22 protein-coding genes are annotated in these 26320 nt (G+C 59.0%); 3 read left to right on the top strand and 19 right to left on the bottom strand.

Translation table 11 applies throughout. From position 1 onward, the window contains the following. Positions 1-19 precede the first annotated feature (19 nt). From malT to ACNKU7_RS02570, 3 genes are all read left to right on the top strand, one after another. Complete coding sequence (gene malT / locus ACNKU7_RS02580) at positions 20-2746, top strand: HTH-type transcriptional regulator MalT (RefSeq protein ID WP_418295395.1); 2727 nt, start codon at positions 20-22, stop codon at positions 2744-2746. Positions 2747-2894: 148 nt separating this feature from the next. Beyond that, positions 2895-4553, top strand: a complete 1659-nt coding sequence (locus ACNKU7_RS02575; protein ID WP_418295394.1) for an alpha-amylase family glycosyl hydrolase — start codon at positions 2895-2897, stop codon at positions 4551-4553. A gap of 524 nt (positions 4554-5077) precedes the next feature. Next, positions 5078-5683, top strand: a complete 606-nt coding sequence (locus tag ACNKU7_RS02570; protein ID WP_418295393.1) for a L,D-transpeptidase family protein — start codon at positions 5078-5080, stop codon at positions 5681-5683. A gap of 426 nt (positions 5684-6109) precedes the next feature. Here the strand turns inward: ACNKU7_RS02570 and ACNKU7_RS02565 are convergent, their stop codons facing one another. From ACNKU7_RS02565 to ACNKU7_RS02475, 19 genes are all read right to left on the bottom strand, one after another. Beyond that, positions 6110-7201 (bottom strand): hypothetical protein, encoded by a 1092-nt coding sequence (locus ACNKU7_RS02565; RefSeq protein ID WP_418295392.1) that lies wholly within the window; start codon positions 7199-7201, stop codon positions 6110-6112. Next, positions 7201-7911: an OmpA family protein gene (locus tag ACNKU7_RS02560; RefSeq protein ID WP_418295391.1), complete on the bottom strand. Its 711-nt coding sequence runs from the start codon at positions 7909-7911 to the stop codon at positions 7201-7203. The genes ACNKU7_RS02565 and ACNKU7_RS02560 overlap by 1 nt, the downstream gene beginning before the upstream one ends. After that, entirely contained in the window at positions 7911-9287 is a 1377-nt protein-coding gene (locus ACNKU7_RS02555) for a hypothetical protein (protein WP_418295390.1), read from the bottom strand. The genes ACNKU7_RS02560 and ACNKU7_RS02555 overlap by 1 nt, the downstream gene beginning before the upstream one ends. Positions 9288-9299: 12 nt before the next feature. Next, positions 9300-10520: a methyltransferase domain-containing protein gene (locus tag ACNKU7_RS02550; RefSeq protein WP_418295389.1), complete on the bottom strand. Its 1221-nt coding sequence runs from the start codon at positions 10518-10520 to the stop codon at positions 9300-9302. Positions 10521-10598: 78 nt separating this feature from the next. After that, complete coding sequence (locus tag ACNKU7_RS02545; RefSeq protein ID WP_418295388.1) at positions 10599-11210, bottom strand: bactofilin family protein; 612 nt, start codon at positions 11208-11210, stop codon at positions 10599-10601. Between the two features lie 311 nt (positions 11211-11521). Continuing rightward, on the bottom strand, positions 11522-12913 hold the full coding sequence (locus tag ACNKU7_RS02540; RefSeq protein WP_418295387.1) for an alanine/glycine:cation symporter family protein: 1392 nt from the start codon (positions 12911-12913) through the stop codon (positions 11522-11524). A 281-nt stretch (positions 12914-13194) separates the two neighbouring features. Further along, positions 13195-14676: an MFS transporter gene (locus ACNKU7_RS02535; RefSeq protein ID WP_418295386.1), complete on the bottom strand. Its 1482-nt coding sequence runs from the start codon at positions 14674-14676 to the stop codon at positions 13195-13197. A gap of 309 nt (positions 14677-14985) precedes the next feature. Next, positions 14986-15210 (bottom strand): DUF7661 family protein, encoded by a 225-nt coding sequence (locus ACNKU7_RS02530; RefSeq protein WP_418295385.1) that lies wholly within the window; start codon positions 15208-15210, stop codon positions 14986-14988. Positions 15211-15317: 107 nt separating this feature from the next. After that, positions 15318-17204 (bottom strand): DNA topoisomerase IV subunit B, encoded by a 1887-nt coding sequence (gene parE, locus ACNKU7_RS02525; RefSeq protein WP_418295384.1) that lies wholly within the window; start codon positions 17202-17204, stop codon positions 15318-15320. Positions 17205-17244: 40 nt separating this feature from the next. Beyond that, positions 17245-17877, bottom strand: a complete 633-nt coding sequence (locus tag ACNKU7_RS02520; protein WP_418295383.1) for a YqiA/YcfP family alpha/beta fold hydrolase — start codon at positions 17875-17877, stop codon at positions 17245-17247. 54 nt (positions 17878-17931) lie between these two features. Beyond that, a complete protein-coding gene (locus ACNKU7_RS02515) occupies positions 17932-18606 on the bottom strand; it encodes a hypothetical protein (RefSeq protein WP_418295382.1) in 675 nt (224 codons plus the stop codon). Positions 18607-18788: 182 nt separating this feature from the next. Beyond that, positions 18789-19592, bottom strand: a complete 804-nt coding sequence (locus tag ACNKU7_RS02510) for a metallophosphoesterase (protein WP_418295381.1) — start codon at positions 19590-19592, stop codon at positions 18789-18791. Between the two features lie 40 nt (positions 19593-19632). Then, positions 19633-20073: a DUF1249 domain-containing protein gene (locus tag ACNKU7_RS02505; RefSeq protein ID WP_418295380.1), complete on the bottom strand. Its 441-nt coding sequence runs from the start codon at positions 20071-20073 to the stop codon at positions 19633-19635. A gap of 237 nt (positions 20074-20310) precedes the next feature. After that, on the bottom strand, positions 20311-20946 hold the full coding sequence (locus tag ACNKU7_RS02500; protein ID WP_418295379.1) for an NUDIX domain-containing protein: 636 nt from the start codon (positions 20944-20946) through the stop codon (positions 20311-20313). A 34-nt stretch (positions 20947-20980) separates the two neighbouring features. Further along, entirely contained in the window at positions 20981-21535 is a 555-nt protein-coding gene (locus ACNKU7_RS02495; RefSeq protein WP_418295378.1) for a DUF4136 domain-containing protein, read from the bottom strand. Between the two features lie 100 nt (positions 21536-21635). Further along, on the bottom strand, positions 21636-22196 hold the full coding sequence (locus tag ACNKU7_RS02490; RefSeq protein ID WP_418295377.1) for a DUF4136 domain-containing protein: 561 nt from the start codon (positions 22194-22196) through the stop codon (positions 21636-21638). A gap of 55 nt (positions 22197-22251) precedes the next feature. Further along, on the bottom strand, positions 22252-24609 hold the full coding sequence (locus tag ACNKU7_RS02485) for a PqiB family protein (protein ID WP_418295376.1): 2358 nt from the start codon (positions 24607-24609) through the stop codon (positions 22252-22254). Further along, positions 24606-25313, bottom strand: coding sequence for a paraquat-inducible protein A (locus ACNKU7_RS02480; protein ID WP_418295375.1), 708 nt, complete (start codon positions 25311-25313; stop codon positions 24606-24608). Before ACNKU7_RS02480 ends, ACNKU7_RS02485 begins: the two co-directional genes overlap by 4 nt. Further along, positions 25310-25846, bottom strand: a complete 537-nt coding sequence (locus ACNKU7_RS02475) for a paraquat-inducible protein A (RefSeq protein WP_418295374.1) — start codon at positions 25844-25846, stop codon at positions 25310-25312. The genes ACNKU7_RS02480 and ACNKU7_RS02475 overlap by 4 nt, the downstream gene beginning before the upstream one ends. Positions 25847-26320: the final 474 nt, after the last annotated feature.

Genomic DNA, 26320 nt, shown 5'->3' with positions numbered 1-26320 from the left:
CGTGGAAACCGTCGAGACCATGCTTCTAGCTTCAAAGTACAGCCTCCCCGACTGCCCCGAGCACACCCTGCAGCGCCAGCGCCTGCTGACACTGCTGGAAGAAAGTCAGAGTGACCAGCTGTTACTGGTCACCGCCCCCGCCGGCTACGGTAAAACAACCCTGGTCGCCTCCTGGGCGGCGGAGCAGGACAGCCCGGTCGCCTGGTACTCACTGGACGGCGGCGACAACGAACCCGGACAGTTCTGTCGCTACCTGGTGGAGAGCGTGCATCGCGCTACCGGCAACGGGGTTCCCGAGAGCAGGAAAATGCTCGCGGCCCCGCAGATGCCAGATCCGGCGCTGGTTATCAGTCAACTGCTTGCGGAACTGCGCCACCTGCCCAGCGAATTGCGCATCGTTCTCGACGATTACCACCAGATCGACAACCCCGAAATCCACGACACCACCCGCTTCCTGCTCCGGCATGCGCCCGCCGGCATCGGTGTGGTGATTACCAGCCGCAGCCAGCCGCCGCTGGGCCTCGCCTCACTGCGCTTGCAGGGACGGCTGCTGGAACTGGGCAGCGAAGACCTGGCCCTCACCCTGGAAGAAACCACGCAACTGCTGGCCCAGCGCCTGCCGTTTGCACTCGGCAGTGATCGCATTGCCCAGCTCCACCAGCTCTCCGAGGGCTGGCCACCGGCAGTGCAGATGTTCGCCCTCTCCGTGCGCAACCAGGAGGAAGTTGACCGCTACCTGGGAGAGCTGGAACAGGGACACGGGCATATCCTCGACTACCTGGCCGAAGAAGTGCTGGAGCGGCTGGAGCCGGAGCTGCGCCAGCTGCTGTCAAACGCCTCCATTCTCACCCGTGTCAACGGTCTGCTGGCCGAGCGTCTGAGTGGCCAGAGCGGCGGCCAGCAGCAGCTGGAACTGGCCGCCAGCCGCGGGCTCTTCCTGCAGGCGATGGACTCCAGCCGCCAGTGGTTCCGCTTTCACCCGGTATTTGCGCGCTTCCTGCAGCGCCAGCTGTCGGATCGCGGGCAGCTGGTACAGCAACACCAGATCGCCAGCGACACCTGGCAGGAACTGGGCCAGCCCCTGGAGGCATTGCGCCACGCCCTGGTAGCCGAGGATCGCGAGCGGGTGCGCAAGCTGCTCGACGAGCAGGGCGAGCAGTTCCTGCGCGAGGGCCAGTTCCGGGTATTGAATGACAGCCTCAGCTGGCTCGGCGAAGACCAGCTCAAACGCCACGCGCCCTTCACCCTGTTGGCCGCGCGGCTGGCCCGCGACAGCTTTGACTACGAGCGCTGCAACAAGCTGCTGGCTGCTGCCGAAAGCTGGCTGCAGCGGGAAGACCCGGAACAGTGGGACGCCTTCGAGGGTGCCTTTGCGGCGATGCGCGCTCAGGTAGCCGTCGCCCGCGGGCAGATCCTCAAGGCCAAGGAATACGCCACCGAGGCCCTCGACCTGCTGCCGGTGGAGAAAGACAGCGAGCGTATCGCCGCCCAGCTGGTCATCGGCGAGACCAGCTTCTGCCTCGGCGAGCTGGATCAGGCGATGCACAATATGGAAATGGTCGAGCAGGCCACCCTCGCCCGCCAGGACATCCCGAGCGCCGCCTGGGCCATGTGCCAGCAAACCGAGATCGCCTTTGCCAAGGGATTACTCAAGAAAGCCGCGGCACTGCAGGCCCGCGCCCAGCGCCTGGTGGAAGAGCACCACCTGATCGGCCTGCCAATCTCCGAGTTTATTTGTCGCCTGCAGGGGCAGCTGCAGTGGGAGGCCTGCGACCTGGACGGCGCAGCGGAGTCCGCCCGCCGCGGCATGCAGATCAATCGCAAGATGGGCGAACGCTGGTTACTCCCGGAATATACGCTGCTGCTGAAGGTGGCACTGGCGCGGGGCGACAAGGACGAGAGCCTGGAGTGGCTCGAGCGGGTCGACCAACTGCTGGCGGGTGAACACTACCACCGCGACTGGGTAGCCAATGCCGACGCCGCGCGGATGCGCGTGTGGCGTGCGCTGGAAAATATCGATGCCATCGCCAGCTGGCAGGAACAGGCGGTGCCGGTAGCAGACCGCCCCAGCAACCACTTCGAGCAGTGCCACGGCCGCAACCATGTGCGCGCCCTGATCTCCATGCATCGCTGGTCCGACGCCAACCGACTGCTGAGCCGCCTGCAGCAGGTGGCCGAAGACTGCGGGCTGGTCACCGACCAGCTGCGCAACCGGGTACTCGCTGCCCACCTGGCCTGGCTACGCGAGCGCCGCGAACCGGCCCTTGAGCACATCAGGGCCGCGCTGACGATCCTGCTGGAAAGCGACCTCACCGCCAGCGCCCTGCAAATCGGCAAGCCGCTGATCGTGATCTTGAAAGCCGCGCTGGAGGAAACCGGGGACAAGGCCCTGGACGAGGCCCGGGCCGAGAAGGCACAGCAGCTGATCAAGCTGGCCCAGCAGCAACCGGAGCTGGGCGGCGGCATCCGTATCGAGCTGGACGAGACCATCGTGCGCGAGATTCTCGCCAGCGACGCGGTGCCGGATTTCCTGCGCCACTCCCCGCTGACCCCGCGGGAGTGGCAGGTACTGAATGCCATTCACTCTGGCCTGTCCAACGAGCGCATCGCCCGCCATTTCAAAGTCGCCCCGAGTACCATCAAGACCCATATCCGCAGCCTGTACCAGAAGCTGGACGTGAAAGACCGCCAGCAGGCCATTGCGCTCGCGGAGCAGTTGTTGCGGTCGGTGCAGGACAAGCCCTGATCCCGTCAATTCAGGCCGGAGCGCAGCAGGGGGGGATCTCCGCGGCGCCCTGGCACCCCTCCCCCCCCTCAAAGGGAGGAGGTCAGCCACCGCTGCCATCGCCATACTCACCCTACCCTAATAATCAGCAACCCAGCGGACTCAAGGTATGAGCGGTAACACTATCATCGAGAACAGTGGGGAATGGTGGCGCAACAGCGTTATCTACCAGATCTATCCCCGCAGCTTTTGCGATGCCAACGGCGATGGCATCGGCGACCTGCCTGGCATCTGCCAGAAGCTCGATTACGTGAAGTCCCTTGGCGTGGACGCCATCTGGATCTCGCCGTTCTTCAAGTCACCCATGGCTGACTTCGGCTACGACGTGTCCGACTACCGCGACGTTGACCCGCTGTTCGGCAACCTGGGCGATTTTGACCAGGTGATCGAGAAAGCCCATGCGCTGGGCCTCAAGGTCATCATCGACCAGATCCTCAGCCATACCTCCGACCAGCACCCCTGGTTCGAAGAGAGCCGCCAGAGCCGCGACAACCCCAAGGCTGACTGGTACGTATGGGCCGACGCCAAACCAGATGGCTCTGCACCGAACAACTGGATGTCCAATTTCGGCGGCAGCGCCTGGCGCTGGTGTACCCGTCGCCGCCAGTACTACCTGACCAATTTCCTGAAGGAACAGCCGGATCTCAATCTGCACAACCCGGATGTCCAGGAACAGCTGCTGGCCGACCTCAAGTTCTGGCTCGACCGCGGGGTCGACGGCTTCCGCCTGGATGCCATCAACCACGCGTTCCACAACCAGTCGCTGCAGGACAACCCCGCGCGCCCGGTTAAGCTGAACAAAGACGGCCTGCCGCCGGTGAACAGCTACGAATACCAGTGGCACATCCACGACAAGTCTCAGCCGGAGAACCTGGTCTTCCTGCAGCGCGTGCGTGCGCTTATGGACCAGTACCCGAACAGCGTGACCGTCGGTGAGGTGGGTGACGACAATACCCACAAGATCATGGCGGATTACACCACCGAGCACCGCCTGCATATGGCGTACTCCTTCGACCTGCTGTCGGAAGAGTGCAGCGCGCAGTTCCTGCGCGACACGCTGGAGAAAAACCGCCGCGTGATTGAAGAAGGCTGGCCCTGCTGGTCCATCTCCAACCATGACGTACCGCGCTCGTTCACGCGCTGGAACAAGGGCTTCGACGCCGAAACTGCCATGGCCCGCGCGCCGCTGTTCCTGCTGATGCAACTGATGCTGCGCGGCAGTGTGTGCCTGTATCAGGGCGAAGAGCTGGGCCTGCCGGAAGCCGATGTGGCCTTCGAAGACCTGCAGGATCCCTACGGCATCAACCTGTGGCCCGAGTTCAAGGGCCGCGACGGCTGCCGTACCCCGATGCCCTGGTTCAATGGCGGCGAGATCAACGCTGGCTTCTCCAAGGTCAAGCCGTGGCTGCCGGTTGCCGAGCCCCACTACCACCTGGCGGCATCGGTTCAGGAAGACGACGAACACTCCATGCTGAACAGCTTCCGCACCCTGCTGAAATGGCACGCGGATCTGTCACCGGCACTGGCCACCGCACAGCAGGCAATCGCCGACACTGGCAATGACCTGCTGGTGTTCGAGCGCACCGCGGAAGGGGAAAGTTACTTTGTCGCCCTGAACCTCGGCGGCGAAGCGGCAAGCCTGCCACTGCCGGAGAAATTTGCCGGCGCCGATGACATCACCCCGGCACTGTTCGCCGGTGAACTGGACGGCGCGGAAATCCATTTGCCGGTCGCCGGCGCGCGGGTTTTCCGCGTACAAACCCGCTGATCAGCGGATCCTGTTCATTAAATTCGACGCTTGTTGAGATATTGGCGCGCACTTAGCCGGGTTCTGCTGAACCCGGGGCGCATCCGGCACTCAAAGATGCACCTCTCAATAAGATCGTCAAACTGTGTTGCTCTCTCGTCAAAGCACGCCTTCCAGATTTCTGGATTGGTTCTAGCCGGCTAACCAGCCGGCTTTTTTTTGCCCCGAATCCGCCGCCCGCCACCAGAATAAATCGCGCAATAAGCCCAGTGGCCTTTATTTCATTTAAATGTAATAGGCGCCAAACCCCGACCCTACCATGCCTCTCACTTGTCCCTGCGCCGTATCGGCTTTGGGCAAGCTCATCCCGCGGCCAAACCGGGACACACCGGAGCGCCGCATTGGGGAAATACACAGGTTCAGTATGCGCACATCGGGCGCAGGGGTTTCTTCACCCCGCATTCCGACCGTCATTGACTTGTCGCCGCCCGAAACCGTTGTGCACCGGAACCTGCAACTGGCTCGCAAGAGCAGATGAGGTACGCATGCAACGCCGTTCAACACATCAATCTACTTTCCTTAAAAAACTCCTTCTGGGCAGCAGCCTGATCCTTGCGGCAACCGCGATGCTGGCCCCGGTAGCACAGGCTGGCGACTATCCATACCCTTACCAGCAGCACAGATCCATGCACGACGGTAGTGCCTGGTGGCGCCGGGACGTGGTCGGCGGTACGCCCCATATCATCATCGACCTCAGCGAGCAGCGCGCCTATTTTTACAAGGGGGAACGCCTCGCAGGCATCTCTCCGGTTGCCACTGGTATCGCCGGCTATCGAACTCCTACCGGCACTTTTCGCGTGAGCGAGAAAAACATTGACCACCGCTCCAACCTGTTTGGACACTATGTCGATCGAATGGGCTACGTGCGCAAAAGCAGCGTCGATGTGCGTGTCGACAAACGCCCTCCGGGCACAGTATTCAAGGGAGCGTCCATGGACTTTTTCATGCGGGTAAATGGCGCGGTGGGCATGCATGCCGGCAAGGTTACCGGACGTCCGGAGTCTCACGGCTGTATTCGGCTACCGTGGCATATGGCGAAAATCTTTTACGAGAATGCGCCGATGGGCACCAAAGTGACGATTCGCCAATAATTTAGCGTAAAAAATCGAGGAGGCTTAAGCCTCCTCGGTCTTTTCGGATACTGGTGTGCACGGTTTACTCGGCGCAGTGCTGGCTGGTTCCGCCATCAATGCCAGAGAACCAAATATGCAAACAACGACAGTCCAGAAAATCAGGCCTGCGCGGCTGCGGCTAGTCGTGCCTTCCATGAGCTCACTTCCCTTCCTCTCGACGCCGTGATCAAGGCGTCAGTACAACTCCATGCGCTCTGTATCTGCGCAGCTGGCGGCCGTTTGAGTCGTCGAAATCAATGCGAAAATTCAACCGCCTGCGAAAAGTATGGCACAGCGAATCCCGAAATCGCGCGGCACCCATTCCCTCCTTAACGGGCAAACCCCAATTAAAAAGGGCGACTGATGTCGCCCTTTTTATTATGAAAATATTACTTCCGAGTTTGTTCACCCAAGGCTTTGCACCACCTGATCCCTCGGCCAGAAATCCCACCCTTCGGGCAGCGCCGCCCTGGCGGACTCGTCGGTGATGATTCCTCGTCGGTAATCCGGCCACGCCAGCACCGCCACGCCTTCATAGCCGGTAAAACGCTGAAACAGTTGCGGCGGCCCCAGGCGGCTCTCAAGCTGTAGCGTTAGCGGGTGCCACGACAGGGGCAACCAGCGGCGAACTTCGCCCCACGAACCCGGTAAATCCGATTCCTCTTCACCGCTCTCTTTTTTAGCCAGGGAAAATGCCACATAACGCGCGCGGCTCGCAGCCAGCGCCAGAGATTCCGGCAACGCCAGAATTCCGCGGGCCTGCTGCTGGGCGCAGATCACACAGCAATCGCCGTCAATGCCCAACACCGGCACATCGTCGGCGGAAATCATCCAGGGCTCTTGTGCAGAGGACTGCCAGTCACAGTGACGGCAACTCTGCGCTTCACTCGCGGCGACTGGCTCGATGACCTCGGGCGCCAGCCCCGGCGTCCAGAAGGTCGCAACATCCGCAGGAAAGTACTCGCTGGCGTACTGGCTCACATGCCAGAAAAAATTGAAATTGCCCGCGGTGCGGCTGCGCTCCCGGACGGGCAGGTTGCGAAAACCCTGGTGGTTCACTTTGGCGAGACAGTACTCGCAGGCGTGCGGTGCCTGCTCCAGATCCGGAGCCGCCAACTGATCCCGTGCCGTACCGATCCACACCGGCTGTGCTGGATCTTCCAGCGCACCACAACAGGCACTCACATGGATTCGATGGAGGAATTCGCGGCGCACATTGCGATCCGACACCGCAGGCACATCCACGGCAAACACCATCACCGGCTGGCCGCGATACAACCAGCCATTGCGTGTGGGCTCCAGGTCACCGAGGGATACCTGCATCCCGCGCACCAGCGCCTGTTCGACGGAGTCCGGTGCCACCGCTTCCGCCAGCTCTGGTTCACCGACAGCCGTAATCTCAGCTTCCCCAGCAGCAGCCGTTTCGTGCGCTTCTTCCGCCTTCAGCGGCGAGATGGCGCGAGTGAGCGCTTCCAGATGCCGGCTCCAGGCACGCATCAGAAGGATTCCTCGAGAATGCTGTGGATTTTCATTTCAGAGTTGGTAATCACGCGAAACGCTACCCGCTTGGATTGATCGATATTTTCACTGCCGTCGGCATTGTATATCGGCCTGGAAGACGAGTATCCGACCGCCGCCACATTCTGCATCATCCACTGGTGGTGCGCGGCAACCGAGTCCAGGGTGTATACAAACCGCAACACCGAACGCGCCCGATCCTGCGACAAACGCAAATTATTGAAATAACTGGCATCGGCGTCGCTGCTCATCAACCCCCAGCCGGAGCTGGTATGTCCCTCAATCCGCACGGCTTCCACCGAGGATTTAAACGGGGCCAGCACATTCATGTAGCGGGGGAAGAACTCCTCAAACACAACCTGATAGTGCTGGTTCAGATGGGCGGCACCGGTATCGAACATCGCATCGGAATTGATAAAGGCCACGGTCAATGTATCGCGGTCAATCACCGCCCCCCAACGCCCCAGGTCATCGCGGAACTCGCGCTGCAGGGACTCGTAAATCGCCAGCTGGTTTTCCTTGTAGGACATGGCAATGGTGCGGATTTTCTCGCGCTCGATCATCACCGAGCGCATCATCGCCACAGCGATACACAGAAACACCATCATCAGTCCTGCCATCAGGTCGGAAACGCTGATCCAGGATGCCTCGTCTTCGTTCCGCGAGCCGAGGCCATGACGCCCCGCCATCAAGCCATTTCCCTCTGCTCGGCACGTTCAGCCGCCGTTGCACCAGCGTCGGTGATACGCTGCATCTGTGCGATCAGCTGGCGGTAATCCCGGGTAAACTGCCCGCTGATCGCGGCCAGTGCCTGGCCCATTGCGGCGATGACGCCGTCAATCTCTTCCTCCATGCGGCGCTCCACCAGCTGGTATTGCTTGCCAATGGAAGCCTCGGAATCACCAATGCTCTTGCGGATCAAATGGCTCAGGGCATCGGTCATTTCCTTGTGCGTGCGCGCCTGCTGCAGCGCAAGCTCCTGCATACCATTGCGGTGGGTGGTGATGGTTTCCTGCACCAGCGACTGGATAAAGTCCGCATCCAGGCTCGACATTTTTTCGAAGGCTCCGGATACCGCTTCGATCTGCGCGCCCAGCAGTTCACTCTGTTTGCTGATGCTCACCAGCGACTGCTTCATGTCGCTGTCCAACACCTGCTGAACCACATCCAGGCCACGCACGAACTGCTCGATGCGTTCGCCAAGTTGCGGCATCACCACACGCACCTGTTCGCTCACCTCGCGGTAGCTGTCCAGCTGCGCATTCAGTGCAACGATCTGCTCACGGGCTTCATTGCCAAATTCCTGCATCCCTGACAGGAACTGGGGAATTTCAGCCAGCTGAGTGTGTACCTGCTGCAGATCACGAGCTACCTGGACCAGCCCCACCACGGTGGTGTCGCAGTGCTCCGACCAGTACTCCACACGCTCTTCGTGCGCTTTGTACTCTTTGCTCAGGGTTGCGACCATTTCATCAAACTGCGCGAAGTTTTCCCCAAAGCGAGCCATGTTGTCACCGAACTGGGACTCAACCCGCGCATTGAAATTGGCAACTACCTTTTCCATTTCCCCGACCAGCGCACTGGTGCAGTCTGCGGCAAAGTTACGCATCAGTTCCGCGTTCTGTTCCAGCTGACGCTCCTGCCCCTGCGCCAGGGTATGCTGCAGCGATTCAAGAGACTGCTGGATATCGGCCAGCTCGACAGGCTTGGCTTCGGCTTTGCCCGGCAACGCGACAAAGCGCGTCAAAGCGCGCAGCAGTATCGACAGGCCGATACCACACACACTGGTGATAAATGCAGTTTTCAATCCGTCGAGCAGGGTTTCGATACTGTTGTCGATATCCGCAAGCTGGAATTCAAACAGCCCGATAATCACGCCGGTAAAGGTGCCTAGAATACCGAGCGAGGTCAGCAGGCCAGGTGCCTGATCCACAAATTCCACCCCGCGGGACAGCAGGCGTGCGCTCAGGGCCAGCGCGAATACCGCAAGCATGCCCCACAGGAAACCCTCGGTAACCGCTTCCGGACTGAGGGCAAGAAATACGTTTCGCAAAAATTCAGACATTTGGGAAAGTTCTCAGGGTTTGAGTTGCAGAACAAATTCCTGGAAAGCCTCGCCAGTCGGCAGCTTTCCGATATGGTGGCCATACAGGCGGTACCCGGGCAGAAGTCGCATGAGATCCGCTGTACTGTTGAGTGTCCGCAGGCGCTTCCCCGCAGAGATCCCGGTAACCGCTACCCGGTTGTCATCCAGCACTTCAAATGTGGATGGGCGCTCGGGGATTTGTGCCGATTTGTACATCACAAAATGTAGCGTCGCGCCGGGCGTCATACGCTGCCCGAGCAACTCACCGAGCTGCTGGATCTGCGCACCGCTGTAATAATTCAGCAGGTCCCACAGGAATACACCATCGAGACGTGTGCCGGGATCAAGGCTGAATATGGAGGTACTGAATCCGGTTTCCTCGCCGTGCAGCTTCTTCTGCCAGGCAAGTGATGCGTGCAGGTCTTCAACATAGAGCGCAGCCACTTTTTTCTTTAATGCATCAATATTGCGACCATTCTTCCGGCCGCACTCGAGCATTGTGGGCGCCCCTGAACTTTCACTGATCGTTGCAAGCGCTTTTTCCACTCCGGGCATCTCGATGCGCTCATCGTCACGCACGCTGCGAAAATAAGCACTGACATCCGAAGCACCCCCGCTGCGAACCTGGTTGCGCGAGGTAACGCTGTCGTACTCGAGGAAATGCTCGGTAACGTTCTGATCCATCCCCTCGCGCTTCATCAGTGAATTGAACAGGCTGAACCGATCCATACACTTGAGCAGCGTTACCGTGGAGTGCCCTTTGGAGGGCACCGTTGGATATTCCGGGTCATCGATATATTCGTAACAGAAATTATCCAGCAGGCGGAAGCGCCGGGGTTTCCGCGGCTGGTTGCGCCCGGTATAGCGCATGGTATGCAGGATGGTTCCCTGTTTCAGGTGCGGCTGCAGAAGGCGAACCAAATGGCGGATGACATCCAGCTCGAGGAAGTTAAGGATATCCCAACATAAAATGACATCGAACTTGAGACCTGCCGGCTTGGGCAGCAGATGGTCTTCCAGCGCGGCCAGGGGATCTTCGGCACTCTGGTTTTCAGCCAGGTATTCAATCAGGTCTTCGATATGACACTGGCAGTTAAGCTGAAGAAAGGCCTGGGTAGTTCCGGAGGAGAGTGGGCCGAGATCAAGAATTCTGTCCCCGCTTTTGACCATCTCGGTCGTTAACGCAGCGAGGCCAAAAGAACGGTGTTGCATCGGTGATCGCAAATATTGGGGCAATTGCCAGGGATGAAATGAGGCGGAGTCAGGTAAGGCTCCGCCCCGGCAGGGTTATCAGCTGTCAGCCAGCTCCACTTCTTTGGCCGCATCCTTGGCGCTGTCTTTGGCTGCGAAGGATTTCTTCGCCGGCGCCGGCGCACTTGCAGCCATGCCGTCTTTTGGCGGCAGGTTGGGGTGCACCAGTTTTTCCTTGAATTCACTGTGACGCGCACGCATCTCATCGTCGGTATCCACCATATCCATGGAACCGCGGAACTTACCGCCGTCGTCCAACTGGATACGCGGAGCAATCAGGTTGCCCTTTACTACTGCTGTGTTGCGGATTTCGATCAGCTCGTCTGCCAGCGCATCACCGGTCAGGGTGCCATTAATCACAATATTCTGTGCGTGAATATTTGCGTTGATCTCACCTTCACGGCCGATGGAAAGGTCGTGGCCTTCCATGATCACGGTGCCTTCGATGGTGCCCTCGATGTGCAGGTCTTCGGTACCGATCAGTTCACCGCGAAACTTGATGTTCTTGCCGATTACGGAACGATCCTTGGCCATAGTGGATTCCAGCTTGTCAGCGAAGGGGCGCTGGCTCGCACCAGTGTCGTTCATACCGGACAGGAAAGAGTTGGATTCCAGATTGGCTTCTGGCTTCGGGTCGAGAGGGTTGGCCATTATTCCACCTAAAAGTAACCGTAGTAGGATATTGTTTTTTTTCGAGCTAGCGTTTTTAGCTTTTTTCCTAAAACGTTCCCATAGCAAAAACGTGAAATCTAAAATAAACACGCCAGGTTTGTGAGAACTATCACAAATAGCCAAAAGGGGCTAAGGCCGAAATTGGGAGGGGCGGATAAAAAGCAGTCAATTTACCCGGCTTTGTACTGGTTCAAGTTTGTGCGCAGAATCGGCAACAAAGAAATGCGACAGCAAATCCATGCTGCACTGCAACTGTGCAGCATGGAGTGGAACGGGGCAGCGGGATTGAATTAAGCCTTGTTTTTATTCGGGTCAAAACTGGCGAAATAGCGATCCGCCGCACGGTTGACCTTTCCGGAAAGAATCAGTGTCGACACCATCGTTGGCACCGCCATGACCGCGTACATCCCGATAATGACGTTATTCACAATGTTCAGCGATGCCACCGCACCAAGTACGATCAACACGATATAAAGCGCGGAATACAGCCACTGCCAACGCGGGCCAAACAGAAAATTGAAACACTTTACCCCGTAGTACCAGTAAGTGACGATGGTGCTGAACGCCAGGGGTACCACCATCACCAGCAACAGCAACGGCCCCCAGTGCCCGAACACCTGAGAAAACGCGCTGGCAGTCAGGGAAACCCCCTCCACACCTTCGCCATGCTGCCAGGCACCGGTGAGAAGAATTACCAGTGCGGTGCAGGTACACACTACCAGCGTATCCACAATCGGCCCCACCATCGCCACCACGCCCTCGCGCACCGGTTCAGTGGTCTTGGCCGCTCCATGAGCCAGCGATTCCGAGCCGATACCGGCTTCATTGGAGAAGGCACCCCGGCTGATTCCCGTGGCAACCACAGTTCCGAGAGTGCCGCCCACCACCGCATTGCCGGTAAAGGCATCGGTAAAAATCAGCGCAAACGCGGCAGGAACCTGATCCCAGAAATAGCCGATGACGATCAGCGTCAATGCCAGGTAAAACACCACCATTGCCGGCACAATGCGCACCGCGAAGCGGCCAATTCGCTGAATGCGCCCGACGATAACCGCCATCGCGGCAATCGCCAGAATAACGCCCACGGTGAGGTCGAACGAGAGCGCGTTGTCCGCTCCCACCCAGCCCAGCGGTAACGCGAACGATTCACGCAACAACTGCACGGTCTGGTTGGACTGGAATACCGGCAGCAGCCCACACAGCCCGGCAATGGCGAACAGGTAAGCCAGCGGCAACCATTTCTTGCCGAGCCCTTCCCGAATCACATACATCGGGCCGCCCTGTAATTCTCCGGCGGCGTCGCGGCCGCGATACATCACCGCCAATGTCGCGGTGAAAAATTTGGTCGCGACCCCCACCAACGCGGTAACCCACATCCACAGGATCGCCCCTGGACCGCCGGTACTGATGGCGAGCGCCACGCCGGCGATATTCCCCAGCCCGAGCGTGCCGGACAGCGCGGTAGACAGTGCCTGGCGGTGCGGTACCTGGCCCGGATCATTGGGGTCATCGTATTTGCCGCGCAGCAGGTCAATGCTGTGCCCAAGGTGGCGATAGGGCCGCGCGCGCGAGCTGATCAGCAGGAACAGGCCACCGCCAACCAGCAGGATCAGCAATGGCTTGCCCCAGGCGTAGTACACAAAAGTTGCTAGAAAGACATCGATGGTTTCGATAAATGACATGGAATTAATGCAGAGCCCGAAAGAATGAATGCGTCATACTCGCGCAAGCGGGCAAAAATCTCAAACGATTGCCGGTCACCTTACCTCTGGAAAAGTTTGCCTGCAGGTTCAGTTTCCCGGCAACTTGTGCTTTCCACTTTCAAGGAAGGCGGTTCCTGCGAATGAACCACCTGACGGCGGTTTGCTGAAGCGGGAATAGTGCGTTGTCGGCAGAATTATCCCGCGCTAGCACGCACAAAAAAGCTCCTGCGGAGAGGAGCTTTTTTGTGAATCGAAGGAAGTCAGGCTGAAACAGGATCCGCCGGCACGGCCAGAGTCGACTCTTCCTGCACAAAGAACACGGAGATGGCACCGAGCACCATAAAAGCACCGGCCAGCATGATGATGTAAATGGCCTGGTTGTCGAACAACCCCGCCAGAATCGGTCCCGCCACCAGCGCGGACAGGATCTGCGGTGCCGCGATAGTGAAGTTGAAGATCCCCATATATACGCCGGTTTTTGTGGCCGGCAGTGTATCGGACAGGATGGCGTACGGCATCGCCAGAATCGCCGCCCAGGCAATACCAACCCCGATCATGGGCAACAGCAATCCCAGTGCGCCCGCGGGCACGGTAACCTCGGTGATCAGCAGGTTCACCTCGGTAGGGGCACCACCCTGGAACAGGGAAAAGCTCATATACCCCAGGCCGCCCAGCAACAGGGACAGCGAGTAGGTCAACTTGCGGCCAAGCACGCTGGCGACCCGCGCCAGTACCATCGAGAAGATGGCCGCAAACAGGGAGTAGGCCGCAAAGATGATACCCACCCAATCACCGGCAGCGCCCTTGGCGGCAGCAATATGCGCAGGGATTTCACCCACCGTCTCAAGGTAGTGAGAGTCAAACCATTTGGCTTCCACGCCCCACACGTGCTGGGTGATGGCCGGGGTGGTGTAAACCCACATGATGAACAGGGAGAACCAGGAGAAGAACTGAACCACCGCCAGCTGGCGCATGGTCTTGGGCATGGTCACCAGCAGCTTGAAGAAGCCGGCAAGGCGCTGCGGCAGGGACTTGCGCTCTGCCAGCTCGCGTGCAACCGCCTCGGCATCAATACCCTTGTAGGCGTTGTACTCTTCTGGCGCGTACTCCTTGGTGCGGAACACAGTCCACAGCACCGAGCCCAGCAATACCGAGGCACCGATATAGAAGGCCCAGATTACCGAGGGCGCCACTTCGCCGCCGCGCGAGGTGTTCTCCAGCCCGATCACATTGGTCAGGATAAACGGCAGCATGGAGCCCATGACCGCGCCGATATTGATCAGCAGCGATTGCACGGCATAACCCACTGTGCGCTGTTCGGAAGGCACCATGTCGGATACCAGCGCCCGGAACGGCTGCATGGTCACATTAAACGCCGCATCCATCAGCGCCAGCATCACCCCGCCAAACAGGATCGGGGCGATAAAGGCCACTGCGATCCCGGCATTGGGCATGAACGCCATACCCACCGCTGCCGCGATGGCGCCGAACAGGATATAGGGGTTGCGACGGCCAAAGCGGCCCCAGGTACGGTCTGACGCAGAGCCGACGATCGGCTGCACAATCAGCCCCATCAACGGCGCCACGATCCAGAACAGGGACAGGGAGTGCAGATCCGCCCCCAGGTCAGACAGGATCCGGCTGGCATTGGCGTTCTGCAGGGCGAAGCCGAACTGCACACCAAGAAAGCCGAGACTGACATTCCACACCTGCCAGAAGGGGAGTTTGGGCTGTTTTTTCATCGCTGGGACCGCTCTGGTTATTGTATGCATAAGGCGAGGCCATACGTGGATAGGGCACTCTGGTCATGCACGCATTTTCGCAACAGCGGCAAGGGAGGCCATCCTCCCCGGGCGGGGCGTAGAAAGCCGTGACCAACTGGTCAACAAAGTGCCACAGCGACAGGGATGACGTCGTAGCGGTGATTAGTTTCGAGGGGATACCAGACTTTGGTGACCAGCATTACGGCCAGCAGAAAGCCACCATAAATACAGGCTTATGCCTGCTTGAGAGCAAAGAAGCCCCAAAACTCGTGAACACACCGGGAAAAATCACTTCTGTTCAAGACACACTACTTCCGGGTGTTTTTCCGAGGCCCACTCATGGCACAGATCAGACAAGTACTGCGTAAGCTCCGCAGCGCTAATTTCCACGGGTATAACGATGCCGGCGCGCCTGCGCTTCCCCTCAGCACCCGGATAAAACGTCGACCAGCCGGCGGCATCTTTCTGTACCAGGAGGTCCCTGCCAAATACGTTGTATCGGTAGATTTCCATGATTTGAGCTTACGTATGGGTCACAGCGGGACGGCAGCCGAAAAACCGACCTCGCTATAACATGCGATCATCACGCCAGAAAAAAGCCCCGCATTGCGGGGCTTTTATCAGCTAACTTCAGCCAGGTTACCCTTGCTCTCAAGCCACTGTTTGCGGTCGCCGGCACGCTTCTTGGCGAGCAGCATATCCAGCAGCTGGTTGCTGTCATCACCGGCGTCAATGTACAGCTGCACCAGGCGGCGGGTGTTCGGATCCATGGTGGTTTCCCGCAACTGGAGCGGGTTCATTTCACCCAGTCCTTTGAATCGGGTGACTTGGATCTTGCCTTTCTTTTTCTCCGCCGCGATGCGATCCATGATGCCCTGGCGTTCAGCGTCGTCGAGCGCGTAATACACGTCTTTGCCGATGTCGATGCGGAACAGGGGTGGCATGGCGACGTAGACGTGGCCATTGGTGACCAGCGGACGGAAATGGCGCAGGAACAGTGCGCACAACAGCGTGGCAATGTGCAAACCGTCGGAGTCCGCGTCCGCGAGAATACAGATCTTGTTGTAGCGCAGCCCTTCCAGGTTATCACTACCGGGATCCACGCCGAGTGCCACCGCAATATCGTGCACTTCCTGACTGGCCAGAATCTCGTTGGAATCCACTTCCCAGGTGTTCAGGATCTTGCCTCGCAGCGGCATGATGGCCTGAAACTCGCGGTCGCGGGCCTGCTTGGCGGAACCACCGGCCGAGTCCCCCTCCACCAGGAACAGCTCCGAGCGGGAAGTGTCGCCGCTGGAACAGTCCGCCAGTTTGCCGGGCAGCGCCGGGCCCTGGGTGACTTTTTTACGCGCGACTTTTTTGGCCGAGCGCAGGCGTTTCTGCGCATTGCTGATGCAAAGTTCGGCGAGTTTGTCGCCCTCTTCGGTGTGCTGGTTCAGCCACAGGCCGAAGGCGTCTTTGGCCACGCCCGAGATAAACGCGGTGGCCTCACGGGAGCTCAGGCGCTCCTTGGTCTGCCCGGAAAACTGCGGATCCGCCAGCTTCGCAGACAGGACGTATGAACACTGGCCCCAGATATCTTCCGGCCCAAGCTTGACGCCGCGGGGGAGCAGGTTGCGGATCTCACAGTATTCACGCATGGCATCCAGCAGGCCTGCTCGCAGTCCATTGACATGGGTACCGCCCTGGGCGGTCGGGATCAGGTTTACATAGGATTCGGCCGTTACCTCACCGCCTTCCGGCAACCACTGTACCGCCCAGTCTGCAGCTTCAGTCTGGGCCGAAAAATTGCCGACAAAGGGTTCTGCCGGCAGGACTTCCCAACCCTGGTTGGCAGCGGCCAGGTAATCTTTCAGGCCGTCTTCATAAAACCACTGGTCGGACTCTCCGTCGTGTTCATTGATAAAGGTAACGGTCAGGCCCGGACAAAGCACAGCCTTTGCCCGCAGCAGGTGGCGCAGGCGCGGCACTGAAAACTTGGCGGAATCAAAATATTGCGGGTCTGGCAGGAAGCGCACACTGGTACCAGTGGTACGTTTGCCGCACTCACCGATCACTTCCAGGTCTGATGCTTTTTCGCCGTTCTGGAAGCCTATGCGATGCACTTTGCCATCGCGCTGGATAGTGACCTCAACTACTTTGGAAAGCGCATTGACCACAGAGATGCCAACGCCGTGCAGGCCACCGGAGAACTGGTAATTTTTGTTGGAGAACTTGCCGCCCGCGTGCAGCGTCGACAGGATAACCTCAACCCCGGGCCGCCCCTGCTCCGGGTGTACGTCGACTGGCATACCGCGCCCATCGTCACTCACACTCAGTGAGTGATCCTTGTGCAGTACCACTTCGATTTTCTTTGCATGGCCCGCCAAAGCTTCGTCGACACTGTTGTCGATCACTTCCTGAGCCAGGTGGTTCGGACGGGTGGTATCGGTATACATGCCCGGGCGCTTTCGCACCGGATCCAGGCCCGTCAGTACTTCAATATCTTCTGCGGAATAATTGGCCATAGCATCTGTTCGCCGTGCGCCGGCGCCTACTGCAATTTATTTAGATGTTGTTATTCGTAAACAGGAAATCTACCAGTGCCGCACTGTAGCGGGCAAATCCCTGGAAACTGTGATCCCCGCCTTCCTCCACGGTCTGGCGCTGCCCCATATAAAACGCTTCAGCCTCTCGGCAATCGAGGGTTTCATCCCCCCGCTGGGCCAACAGCCAGTAGCGCCCCTGCAAGTCTTCAGGGATTGTTTGTTCCAGCCGCTGCATAGTATCCACATCTGCCGCCTGCAGGCGATAGGTCTGCGGCTCTCCACTATAGGGCAGGAGATCCTGCCCGATATATTTGGGCATAAACCGCGCAGGTCGAACGGCAGGGTTTACCAGCACCGCCGGCAACTTGTGCTGCTCGGCAAGCCAGGTACACCAGAACCCGCCCATGGAACTGCCGACAAGCCCGATGGGGCCTTGATGTGTACTCAACAACGCTTCGAGCATACCACCGAGCGCCGCGGATGCCTCACCCGGATAGGGCGAGACCAGCGGGGCATAAAAAATGATTTCCGGATGGTTATCCCGCAGCCAGTCCTTGAGTAGCTGACACTTGAAGGACTGCGGTGACGAAAGGAAACCATGCAGGTAAATCAGCAATGGGCGCTGATCGGGTAATTGAGTGATATCTGGCATGGGCGGGATTATAGCGATGCTGCCGGCAGATGTACCGGCAGCACTGCAATATGGCTATCGCAGCGACTTGTCCAGACTGGAGAAGGCACGGCGCATATCGATTTTCATATCGGACCAGAAAGTGACGCGATTAAAGCGTTCATAGCGGTTCATGGTGCCGAAAGCGCCGAGATTATCACCAATCTCGCGGCGGTCGCTGAAGCGCATAACGGGGTTGCCCTCGCTGTCTTTCAGTTCACCGACCAGCGTGCCGTCCGCGCTATTGTCAGCGTAGACGCGCGTAATCCACGCCGAAGGATCCAGCGGTGCCGCCAGTGCGAAGCGTTTCAGATCCAGTTGCAGTACGTAGTCGGCATCGGCTCTGTTTTCTACCAGCTCGCTGCGTCGGGGCGCGAGGAATGCCTCCGCCAGAGTCTCTCCCATCAGTTCCTGCAGCCTGGCAAGATCCTTGTCTTCCAGCTCATAATCCTTGTCCCTGAGCGGGGAGCCGATACTGTGGTAACGCTTGCGATACTCGATGTTGACCGGCTCAAGAAACACCTTGGCCCCACCCAGATCAAACGCATAAGCGGCACTGACACTGTCGAGGCCAGTTTTTCTTGGCAACAGGCCATCGTCCACAGACTGTGCATCGATGCCATCCACCGATCCCTGCTGCGCGCAGCCCGCAACCAGCGCGAGTGGTAACAGCAGGAACATCAGGAATTTATTGAACTTGCGACTTTTCATAATGACCCTCAGCCTTCCCTTTCCAGCATATACGTGGATTTTTGTCAGCGCGAGCGTAACTCCGGCACCATTCTAGAACGCTGAGTCATAAATAAAAGTGGGGCGGGGGAAATTATCGCAATGTGGCTGCGATGAGTGCAGGACAAACCCAGTCAATGTGAGCGTGCGGGCAGCCCAAGCTGTCAGTACCCTGAAGAGGCAAGATCCACGCTGTATTCGCTAATATGAACCCGCTCAACGCCGGTTTCATAACTGCCGTCGTCATTCAGCTCAAACCACCGATAGCCCGGCATTTCACTGTCGACAGAGAAGGGGCCGCTGCCGGGGGTAAATTGCACGGAGGTGGATGGGGTGGCGTGCAGGCCAATATCCCCAAGACTTTCATCAAATTGCTGATGCACATGCCCCCAGGCAATTGCGCGAACCTGCTTGGCGGCCGTGACCAGCTCGATAAAGCGATCGCGGCCTTCACGCAGCATGTGCCCGTCAATCCAGTTGCTGCCCACCGGCACTGGCTGGTGGTGCATCATGAGCATCAGCGGGTGATCGGCATACTGCTCAAGCAGCACTTCGATACGCGCCAACTCACCCTCGTCAAAGCCGCCGCAAATCTGCCCGCGCACGCTGGTATCGAGCAACAGCAGCCGCCAGTTGCCGATGCTGGCTACTTCCGGCCGGCGGCGCGGAGCCAGTTGATCCATTCGCGCAGGATTATCGTGGTTTCCCGGCAGCCAGAACCAGGGGATGGGAAAGGCCTGGATTTTGCGCAGGTAGCGGCGGTAAGCATCTTCAGACCCATTGGCCGACACATCGCCCGTCACGATCATCAATTCGGCCTTGTGCGGCTCCGCCGCCACCGAATTAAGTACTTCGTCAAAAGTGTGGCCGGTATCCAAACCCAGCAACTGATAATCCTGCCGGCCGCCAATATGGGGGTCGGTAATCTGGATCAACCTGTGTTTGGATGTGATTGCCTCAGAAGTCACTGTTTCACCTTGCCGATACGTCCCTGTGCGCCCGGGGCACTCAGAAGCGCTGACCTCCCAATTGAATTTCAGCTTCAGCGCGACCATTTGCCAGGCAGTGCGCCAGCCATTCACTCAAATAGCGATTGACCTGCTGGCGCTCGTCTTCATTGTGCATGGCCGGGTTCGGGTAACGGAAATTCAGACCGTCACCACCCACCGGCCCCTGCCCGTCCACCGATACCACTTCAGCCATACGCGCATCGTGATAGAGGCGCACGGTGATCGGGGGCGGGGTAAGCCATTGTTTAGCGCCTTCGCTGCCGGAACACGCCAGTAAGCTTACTTCCGTGGTATACCTACTGCGCTCGACTACCGAAACTTCCAGAGTGCACTCAGGCATCCGGTAACGCCAACTGTGGTTACTCGCCAACTCCGGCATCAACTTGCACAGGCGCAGATAATTGGCATCGCAGTCGGCATGATAGTTGGGCAGATCCACCTGATAACGTGGTTTGCCCCTCCGGCACATCGCACTCGAGCCCCCTCGCGGGGACACCGAAACTGCTTTCCGGTTCGTGTTTACCGGTACCGCCATTATCGACACTCCTGTTGAGTTCGCGCCGTGATTGATCTCTCAGTTTGCTTGCAGGGTCGCGCACATTCATCGCATATAGCGAGCGGCCTATCGCGTCCCCAAGGGTGGCACTACCCTTTGGTGATTGCCATTAGGGAAAATCTATTGCCCTTCGTGCAGTTTTTCACGGTGCAATTGTAACCACTGCAGGGCGATTATCGAGGCTGCGTTATCAATGACTGCCGAGCCATCATCCAGCGCCGCCAGCACGGTCTGCAAACGGATAACCCGCAAGCGGATATCCTCATGCTCGTCGGCCAGACCGAAGTGACCACCAGCACCGTTCAGGTTAACTGCCGCACAAAAAAGGTGCATGCGCTCGCTGGAGCCTCCCGGACTGGGCAGGTAACTGCAAATAAAGTGCAGCTTAGCCACCTCCAGCCCGGCTTCTTCCTGCAGCTCGCGACGCGCGACCTCTTCGAGGGACTCCCCCTCTTCCACCATGCCGGCAACCAGCTCCAGGCACCAGGGGCCCTGATCCCGCTCCAGGGCTCCAACACGAAATTGCTCGACGAGGGCTACGGTTTCGCGCTCCGGGTCATACAACAGCACCCCCACTGCGTTTCCTCGCACGAACAGCTCGCGATCCATTTCGGCGCTCCAGCCACCGCGAAACAAGCGGTGGCGCAGGCGCAGCTTGTGCATTTTGAAGAAGCCGTCATAGGCCACCTTACGTGAAATCACATCGACCGCACCGCGGGTAAAAGGCGGTTTCAGATCCGTTTCGTTACTGCTCATAAAGCTCCAGGCGACCATTCACCAAGCGTATCGCTCAGTCATAACCTACGTCATTGTATGGAGGAAAGCGGCCAATGATCAGTCCCGCCTCTTTGTTCAGCTGCTGCATCTGGTGTTCCGGCTCATCGTGACGCGCCGCGCTGGAGGGCAGGCTGCCACGCCACAAAGGCGCGTTATCCGGCGCGAGGACATCAACAATCAGATTGGACTCCTGATACTGCCGCACCCGCAGTGGCGCCCGCCAGCCAAAACCAAAATAGCGGTAGCCGCCATAGATACTGAACGGGTCTTCATACACCGCGACCTTGTCATTGCTGAGCAGCTGTACACGCACCAGAAAGTCCGCGGTTTCCGGACTCTCGGCCTTGCTATAGCGTCCGCGCAACTGATTATCCACAGCCTGGCCGGCACGCTTGATCTCGAAGGGGGATACGGTTCCGGTGGCGAGTGGATCGAGCAGGTAGTAGCTGCGCAGGTTGGCGAATTTGAACCCGGGGTCGTAATCCACGGCGACCGGGTTGGGGGTTGTACAACCGCCGAGCCACAGGCCCAGCAGCACGATACCGATAGTTCTTAGCAGTGAAGCCATAAGTTCTCCCACAGATGCATTGAGAGTACCGGCGTCCCTGCCGAATACACTTGGAATTAATACCAGGCTAAAACTCAGCTATAGCCGTTAGCCGCAGTCCTTAGCGGGCAGGAGGCAAATCTTCCAGGATTTCCGCGACAGCCCGATCCAGAATCCGCTGCCGCTCGGCCTTGTCTTCGGGGCGCGTGATGAGTTTGGTCGCCCTGCCGCCCCAGATCGCGGCGCCATTTGCCGGGCCGATGCCAACCCCGAGGGTCACCCTGGGAGCACCAGTGCGTGTTGGCAGTTCTACTACATTGGCTTGCGCATTGCTGTCAAACTGGGCGTCCCAGCTTTCATTTTGCGGGTCACCCGCGAACTCTTCTTCAATAATCGCTACCTGATAATCAACCACCATATCGGCATTAGCTGGATTGTCCAGCTGACGATAGCCCCGTGCGGCCATCAGGGCCCCGACCACCTGACGCAGCTCTGCATCGAGCTCCACCAGCTGTGCGGACGAGCCGGACGTAGCGCTCAGTGCTTCCGTACCCCAGGCGTAGGTCGAAAAGGCAACAGGTGCACTGCGTGGTTGGATTTTTTCGACTTGGGTTGGCGAGCAACCCGTGAGGCCAGCCAGAGCCAGCAGTGCGGCCATCAGGCCGGCAAATGGAATACGCATCCGTTCTCCCTTTCCGCAGTTGGAGTTATGTGTGTTCACTGAGGTTTAGACGGCTCTATTTAAAGCCATCCTCGATATTCGGGTACAACTCTATTTTTGGGCTCCACAGCAGCCACTCGGGCTTGGCCTTGCCATACAGGGGATAGTGGCTCCCGGACTCCACTTCAAGTCCCATTTCTGCATTGTTCGGCGTTGCGAACGCGATGCCACCGGCCAGCAGTGCCTGAGTGGACTCGGTATGCACATCCAGCCCGGTCTTCAGTCCAAAATTCACCTCCACGCCACTGGCATTCCAGAATACCGTGTGCTCACGCACCAGGGTGCGAAATTCGGGCTCAATATACACATAGATATAAACCCGGTCCGCCAGTTCCCCCAGCTGATAGCCGGTGACCTGGCCGACCTGTACCTGCCGATAATACACAGGGCTGCCACGTTTGAGGGAACCGCGGCGCGGCGCGTCCAGGATCAGCGCCAGTCCCGGTTTCATCATGTAATCCGCCAGATCCAACTCCGGCTTTGCCGGCAATGCCCTGAACTCCACCTGTGGCTCGCCTTCACCGGGCTCCAACTCGAGGTATGGACCGGTGATCAGGGTCTCGAGATTGTCCACACCACCCAGGCCAATTTTGGGCCCCACGATCCAGAAGCGGGTTCCACCGCGGGCGAATTGCTCCGCGCGCGTGAACAGCCTCGCACGGGCACGGACTCCATCCAGCTCCCGGTTCAGGTACATACGCGTAATTTCGCCCACCTGAATACCCCGGTATCGCAGCGGCGCGCCCTCCTTCAGGCCCTCGTTGCCGCTCAGCGCGATATAGATGGTGATTCCCTCTTCCATCGCATCTTCAAGGCTCGCGTACAGGCGAAAACTTTCGCCATTTTGCGCGGGGGTGGCAATCTTGGAGGCTCTGGGACCACTGCCGAACGCGATGCCACCGCGCACGATCGACAGCAAAGAGTCTGCTTCCACTTCAATGCCCTGCAGACTGGCATTGGCGCGCAGGCCGCTCACATTCCAGAAGCGACTCTCCGAATTGACCAGGTGCGCATACTCGGGCTCGATCACCACATACACCTCGACACCGGTTCCGTCACCTTTCAATTCCATCCCCTGCACCCGCCCTACCGGCACCCGCCGATAGTAAACCGAGGCACCGCGCTGCAAGGAGCCGGTGTTTCTGGCCGTCAGCTTCAGGTGCAAGCCAGGCGCCCTGGGATCTTTTGCCGGTGGCTTGGATTTTGCGCTGTAGGTGCGCAGGGAGCGCTCTCCCCGGCGCAGGTCCACTTCGATCCGGTTGCCCTGCAACAGGTCGTTGACCCCGGAAGAGAAGTCCAGTGTCGGCGGCGCCAGCCAAAAGCGGGTGTTCTCACTCAGCAGGTCGTCAGTGCTGGGATCCATCAGCACTTCGACCTCCATGCCATCGATCGTCCGATTGGCCTTGACCCGGCTCACCTCCCCTACCTGGATTCCCTGGTACACCACCTGGGTACTGCCGGCGGTGAGACTCACCCCGCGGTCGAATTGCAACGTCACCGGGATACCGGCATCCGCTGCGGCGAAACTCTTGTACAGCTTGAATTCGGTGCCATCTGTCGCCAGGGGTGACTGCAGCTGGGATTCCGGCGTGTAGAAGCTGACACCGCCCGCAATCAGCGAGGCGAGAGACTCCAGCTCGACATTCACACCGCTGATCCCGCCCTGCACGGAGAGGCCGGAGGCATTCCAGAACCGACTGCCGCGGTGCACCAGGTCTGCGTGCTCGCGGCGGATAAACAGCTCTATTTCAACCTTTCTGGTATCTTCCGAGAGCCGGTAATTTTCTACCTGGCCCACCTCCAGTTGGCGGTAATACACCGGTGACCCCCGGTTCAGGGAGCCGAGACGCGACGACGTCAGCGTTACCCGCAATCCGTCACCACGCACATAAACCGGTGGCTCAGGCGCCGCAACAAAGTGCCTTTGCGGCTCACCGCTGCCCGGATCGACGGCGATATAGTTACCGGACACCAGGGTTTCCAGCCCGCGCACACCGGTAAGTGAGACCTGGGGCTTTACCAGCCAGAATTTGCTGCCCTTGGTGAGCAGGAAAGCCGCGCTGCGGTTAAAACTGACTTCGGCAAGAACCCCATCTGCGCCATTCAGATCCTTGGCATTGGGCATCAAGCGGAAATTCTCCACCACGCCGATATCGACGCCGGAGTATTTTACGGCGGTTTTGCCCTTCACCAGGCCATCGCCGGTGGGAAACAGAATGGTGGCCTTGATATCCCCCTCGGTAAAATCCCGATAGAGCAGCCAGGCAGCAATAATCGCGGCCACCAGAGGCAACAGCCATACCAGAGACAGGCCGCGGCTGCGCCGCGCCAGCCCCTCGGGCTGCGCCTGGTACTCCGCTTGTGGCTCGCTCATCCATTCTCCCTATCGCAATTCTGGCCATTATTTTGGTCGCTGTTCTGGACAGCCTCTCGCCGGGCTCGTTCCACTTCGAGCTCGCGCTCCTCGTACATGTCCCAGATCAGGCGCGGGTCGAACGCCCGCACGGCAAACATGGTGACCACCACGACCGTGGCAAATGCCGTGCTGCCGGGACCAGCCTGCACCTCGGCAATCGCCCCCATGTCCACCAGCGCGACCAGGATCGAAATCATAAACAGATCCAGCAATGACCAGCGCCCGATCGCGTTGACCACCCGATACACCCGCATGGCCTGCCGGGGCGAGACATCCAGCCGCCACTGCACAATCAGGCAGAGCATCGCCAGCCCCACCAGTTTCATCACCGGTACCGCGATACTGGCGACAAACACTATCAGCGCGATTCCCCACAGCCCGGCATCATAAAGCTCCAGCGCACCACCGATGATCGTACTGGGCTCCCCGGAACCAAGATAGATCACCGTCATCACCGGCAGAATATTCGCCGGTATCAGCAGCAGGGCCCCGGTAATCGACAGTGCCCAGGTCAACATCAGGCTGCGTTCGATCCTGGCGTGTACCCGCGCCCCACAACGAGGGCACAGACAGCTTGCGGCGCCTTTTGGTGGCGCAAGCAACAGCCGACACCCGAGACAGACCCACAACCCTTCCGACAGGGCACGTGCCGGCCGGTTCATTGACCAACCTCGGGGGCGTGATCACCGGAGGGCCGAGACTGCCGTTGCCGACGGGCGAGGCGCTCCCACACAGTCTCCGCGTCAAACGAGACCTGTGCGGCGCTCGCCGCCACCATCATGGCGACAAAACAATAGAGGCCGGGTTTGACCTCCATCTTGCCCAGATCCGACATCTTCACCAACGCCACCAGTATGCCCAGCATATAGACATCGAGCATGCCCCACTCCTGCAAGTGCTCATACCAGCGCAACGTGCGGGCCACGGACTTCCGCAGCCGCCCCCAGGCACTGCCCAGGCAGATGTACGTCAGCATCACAAACTTTCCCAGTGGGGCAATCACGCTGCAAAACAAAACAATCGACGCCAACCAGAGATAACCTGCCGCAAACAGCGCTTCAACACCGTTCATCAAAGTGTTTTCGGCGCCAAAGGTAAACAGGGAAAACTCCAGCAGCGGCAAAGTCGCGGTAGGGATAAACAACAGGATTCCGCTAATGCTGAGCGATAGGGTGTGCGCGATACTGCGCTCCATATTGCGGTGCTGGGTCGCACCACAGCGCGGGCACACCAGCTTGCAGCCCCGGGGAGCCGTGAGTGTTGTCAGTAAAAGGTCACACTGATGGCAGGCCCGCCGCCAGCAATGTAACGAGTTGCCTGCGCCATGCGGTGAAGGTTGTAACAACGGGGCCATGGATCGCCTCTGTACTGATGATTTCCAGCATGGCCCACACCCAACTCCTGATTTCGGCCCCAAAATGAGCCTGCCCCGCATCTGATTCGACGATTCGCGGCGTCTGTTTCGATATTCGGGGCAATGCCAGATGGTACCCGAGGCAAAAAAGGCATTCGACGCCGGAATACCGTTAAGTTGCGACGATGGTGGGCGGCGGCTGATAAATTGCTACTGAACGCTTAATCGCGTCGATTTAACGAAGATATACCAAAATGCAGTGCCCGTCGCCTCGACGCTCCCGCAGCCGGGAGGTACACTTTCGCGACCGTCGGC

The sequence above is a fragment of the Microbulbifer weihaiensis genome, assembly GCF_048323715.1.
GTDB lineage: Bacteria > Pseudomonadota > Gammaproteobacteria > Pseudomonadales > Cellvibrionaceae > Microbulbifer.
Note: the sequence above shows the minus strand (reverse complement) of the source record. Positions and strands in the feature narration are given on the sequence as shown.

Coding starts and splice junctions, on each gene's coding strand:
- malT (WP_418295395.1), top strand. CDS start 20: ATGCTTCTAGCTTCAAAGTACAGCCTCCCCGACTGCCCCGAGCACACC.
- ACNKU7_RS02575 (WP_418295394.1), top strand. CDS start 2,895: ATGAGCGGTAACACTATCATCGAGAACAGTGGGGAATGGTGGCGCAAC.
- ACNKU7_RS02570 (WP_418295393.1), top strand. CDS start 5,078: ATGCAACGCCGTTCAACACATCAATCTACTTTCCTTAAAAAACTCCTT.
- ACNKU7_RS02565 (WP_418295392.1), bottom strand. CDS start 7,201: ATGCGTGCCTGGAGCCGGCATCTGGAAGCGCTCACTCGCGCCATCTCG.
- ACNKU7_RS02560 (WP_418295391.1), bottom strand. CDS start 7,911: ATGGCGGGGCGTCATGGCCTCGGCTCGCGGAACGAAGACGAGGCATCC.
- ACNKU7_RS02555 (WP_418295390.1), bottom strand. CDS start 9,287: ATGTCTGAATTTTTGCGAAACGTATTTCTTGCCCTCAGTCCGGAAGCG.
- ACNKU7_RS02550 (WP_418295389.1), bottom strand. CDS start 10,520: ATGCAACACCGTTCTTTTGGCCTCGCTGCGTTAACGACCGAGATGGTC.
- ACNKU7_RS02545 (WP_418295388.1), bottom strand. CDS start 11,210: ATGGCCAACCCTCTCGACCCGAAGCCAGAAGCCAATCTGGAATCCAAC.
- ACNKU7_RS02540 (WP_418295387.1), bottom strand. CDS start 12,913: ATGTCATTTATCGAAACCATCGATGTCTTTCTAGCAACTTTTGTGTAC.
- ACNKU7_RS02535 (WP_418295386.1), bottom strand. CDS start 14,676: ATGAAAAAACAGCCCAAACTCCCCTTCTGGCAGGTGTGGAATGTCAGT.
- ACNKU7_RS02530 (WP_418295385.1), bottom strand. CDS start 15,210: ATGGAAATCTACCGATACAACGTATTTGGCAGGGACCTCCTGGTACAG.
- parE (WP_418295384.1), bottom strand. CDS start 17,204: ATGGCCAATTATTCCGCAGAAGATATTGAAGTACTGACGGGCCTGGAT.
- ACNKU7_RS02520 (WP_418295383.1), bottom strand. CDS start 17,877: ATGCCAGATATCACTCAATTACCCGATCAGCGCCCATTGCTGATTTAC.
- ACNKU7_RS02515 (WP_418295382.1), bottom strand. CDS start 18,606: ATGAAAAGTCGCAAGTTCAATAAATTCCTGATGTTCCTGCTGTTACCA.
- ACNKU7_RS02500 (WP_418295379.1), bottom strand. CDS start 20,946: ATGAGCAGTAACGAAACGGATCTGAAACCGCCTTTTACCCGCGGTGCG.
- ACNKU7_RS02495 (WP_418295378.1), bottom strand. CDS start 21,535: ATGGCTTCACTGCTAAGAACTATCGGTATCGTGCTGCTGGGCCTGTGG.
- ACNKU7_RS02490 (WP_418295377.1), bottom strand. CDS start 22,196: ATGCGTATTCCATTTGCCGGCCTGATGGCCGCACTGCTGGCTCTGGCT.
- ACNKU7_RS02485 (WP_418295376.1), bottom strand. CDS start 24,609: ATGAGCGAGCCACAAGCGGAGTACCAGGCGCAGCCCGAGGGGCTGGCG.
- ACNKU7_RS02480 (WP_418295375.1), bottom strand. CDS start 25,313: ATGAACCGGCCGGCACGTGCCCTGTCGGAAGGGTTGTGGGTCTGTCTC.
- ACNKU7_RS02475 (WP_418295374.1), bottom strand. CDS start 25,846: ATGGAGCGCAGTATCGCGCACACCCTATCGCTCAGCATTAGCGGAATC.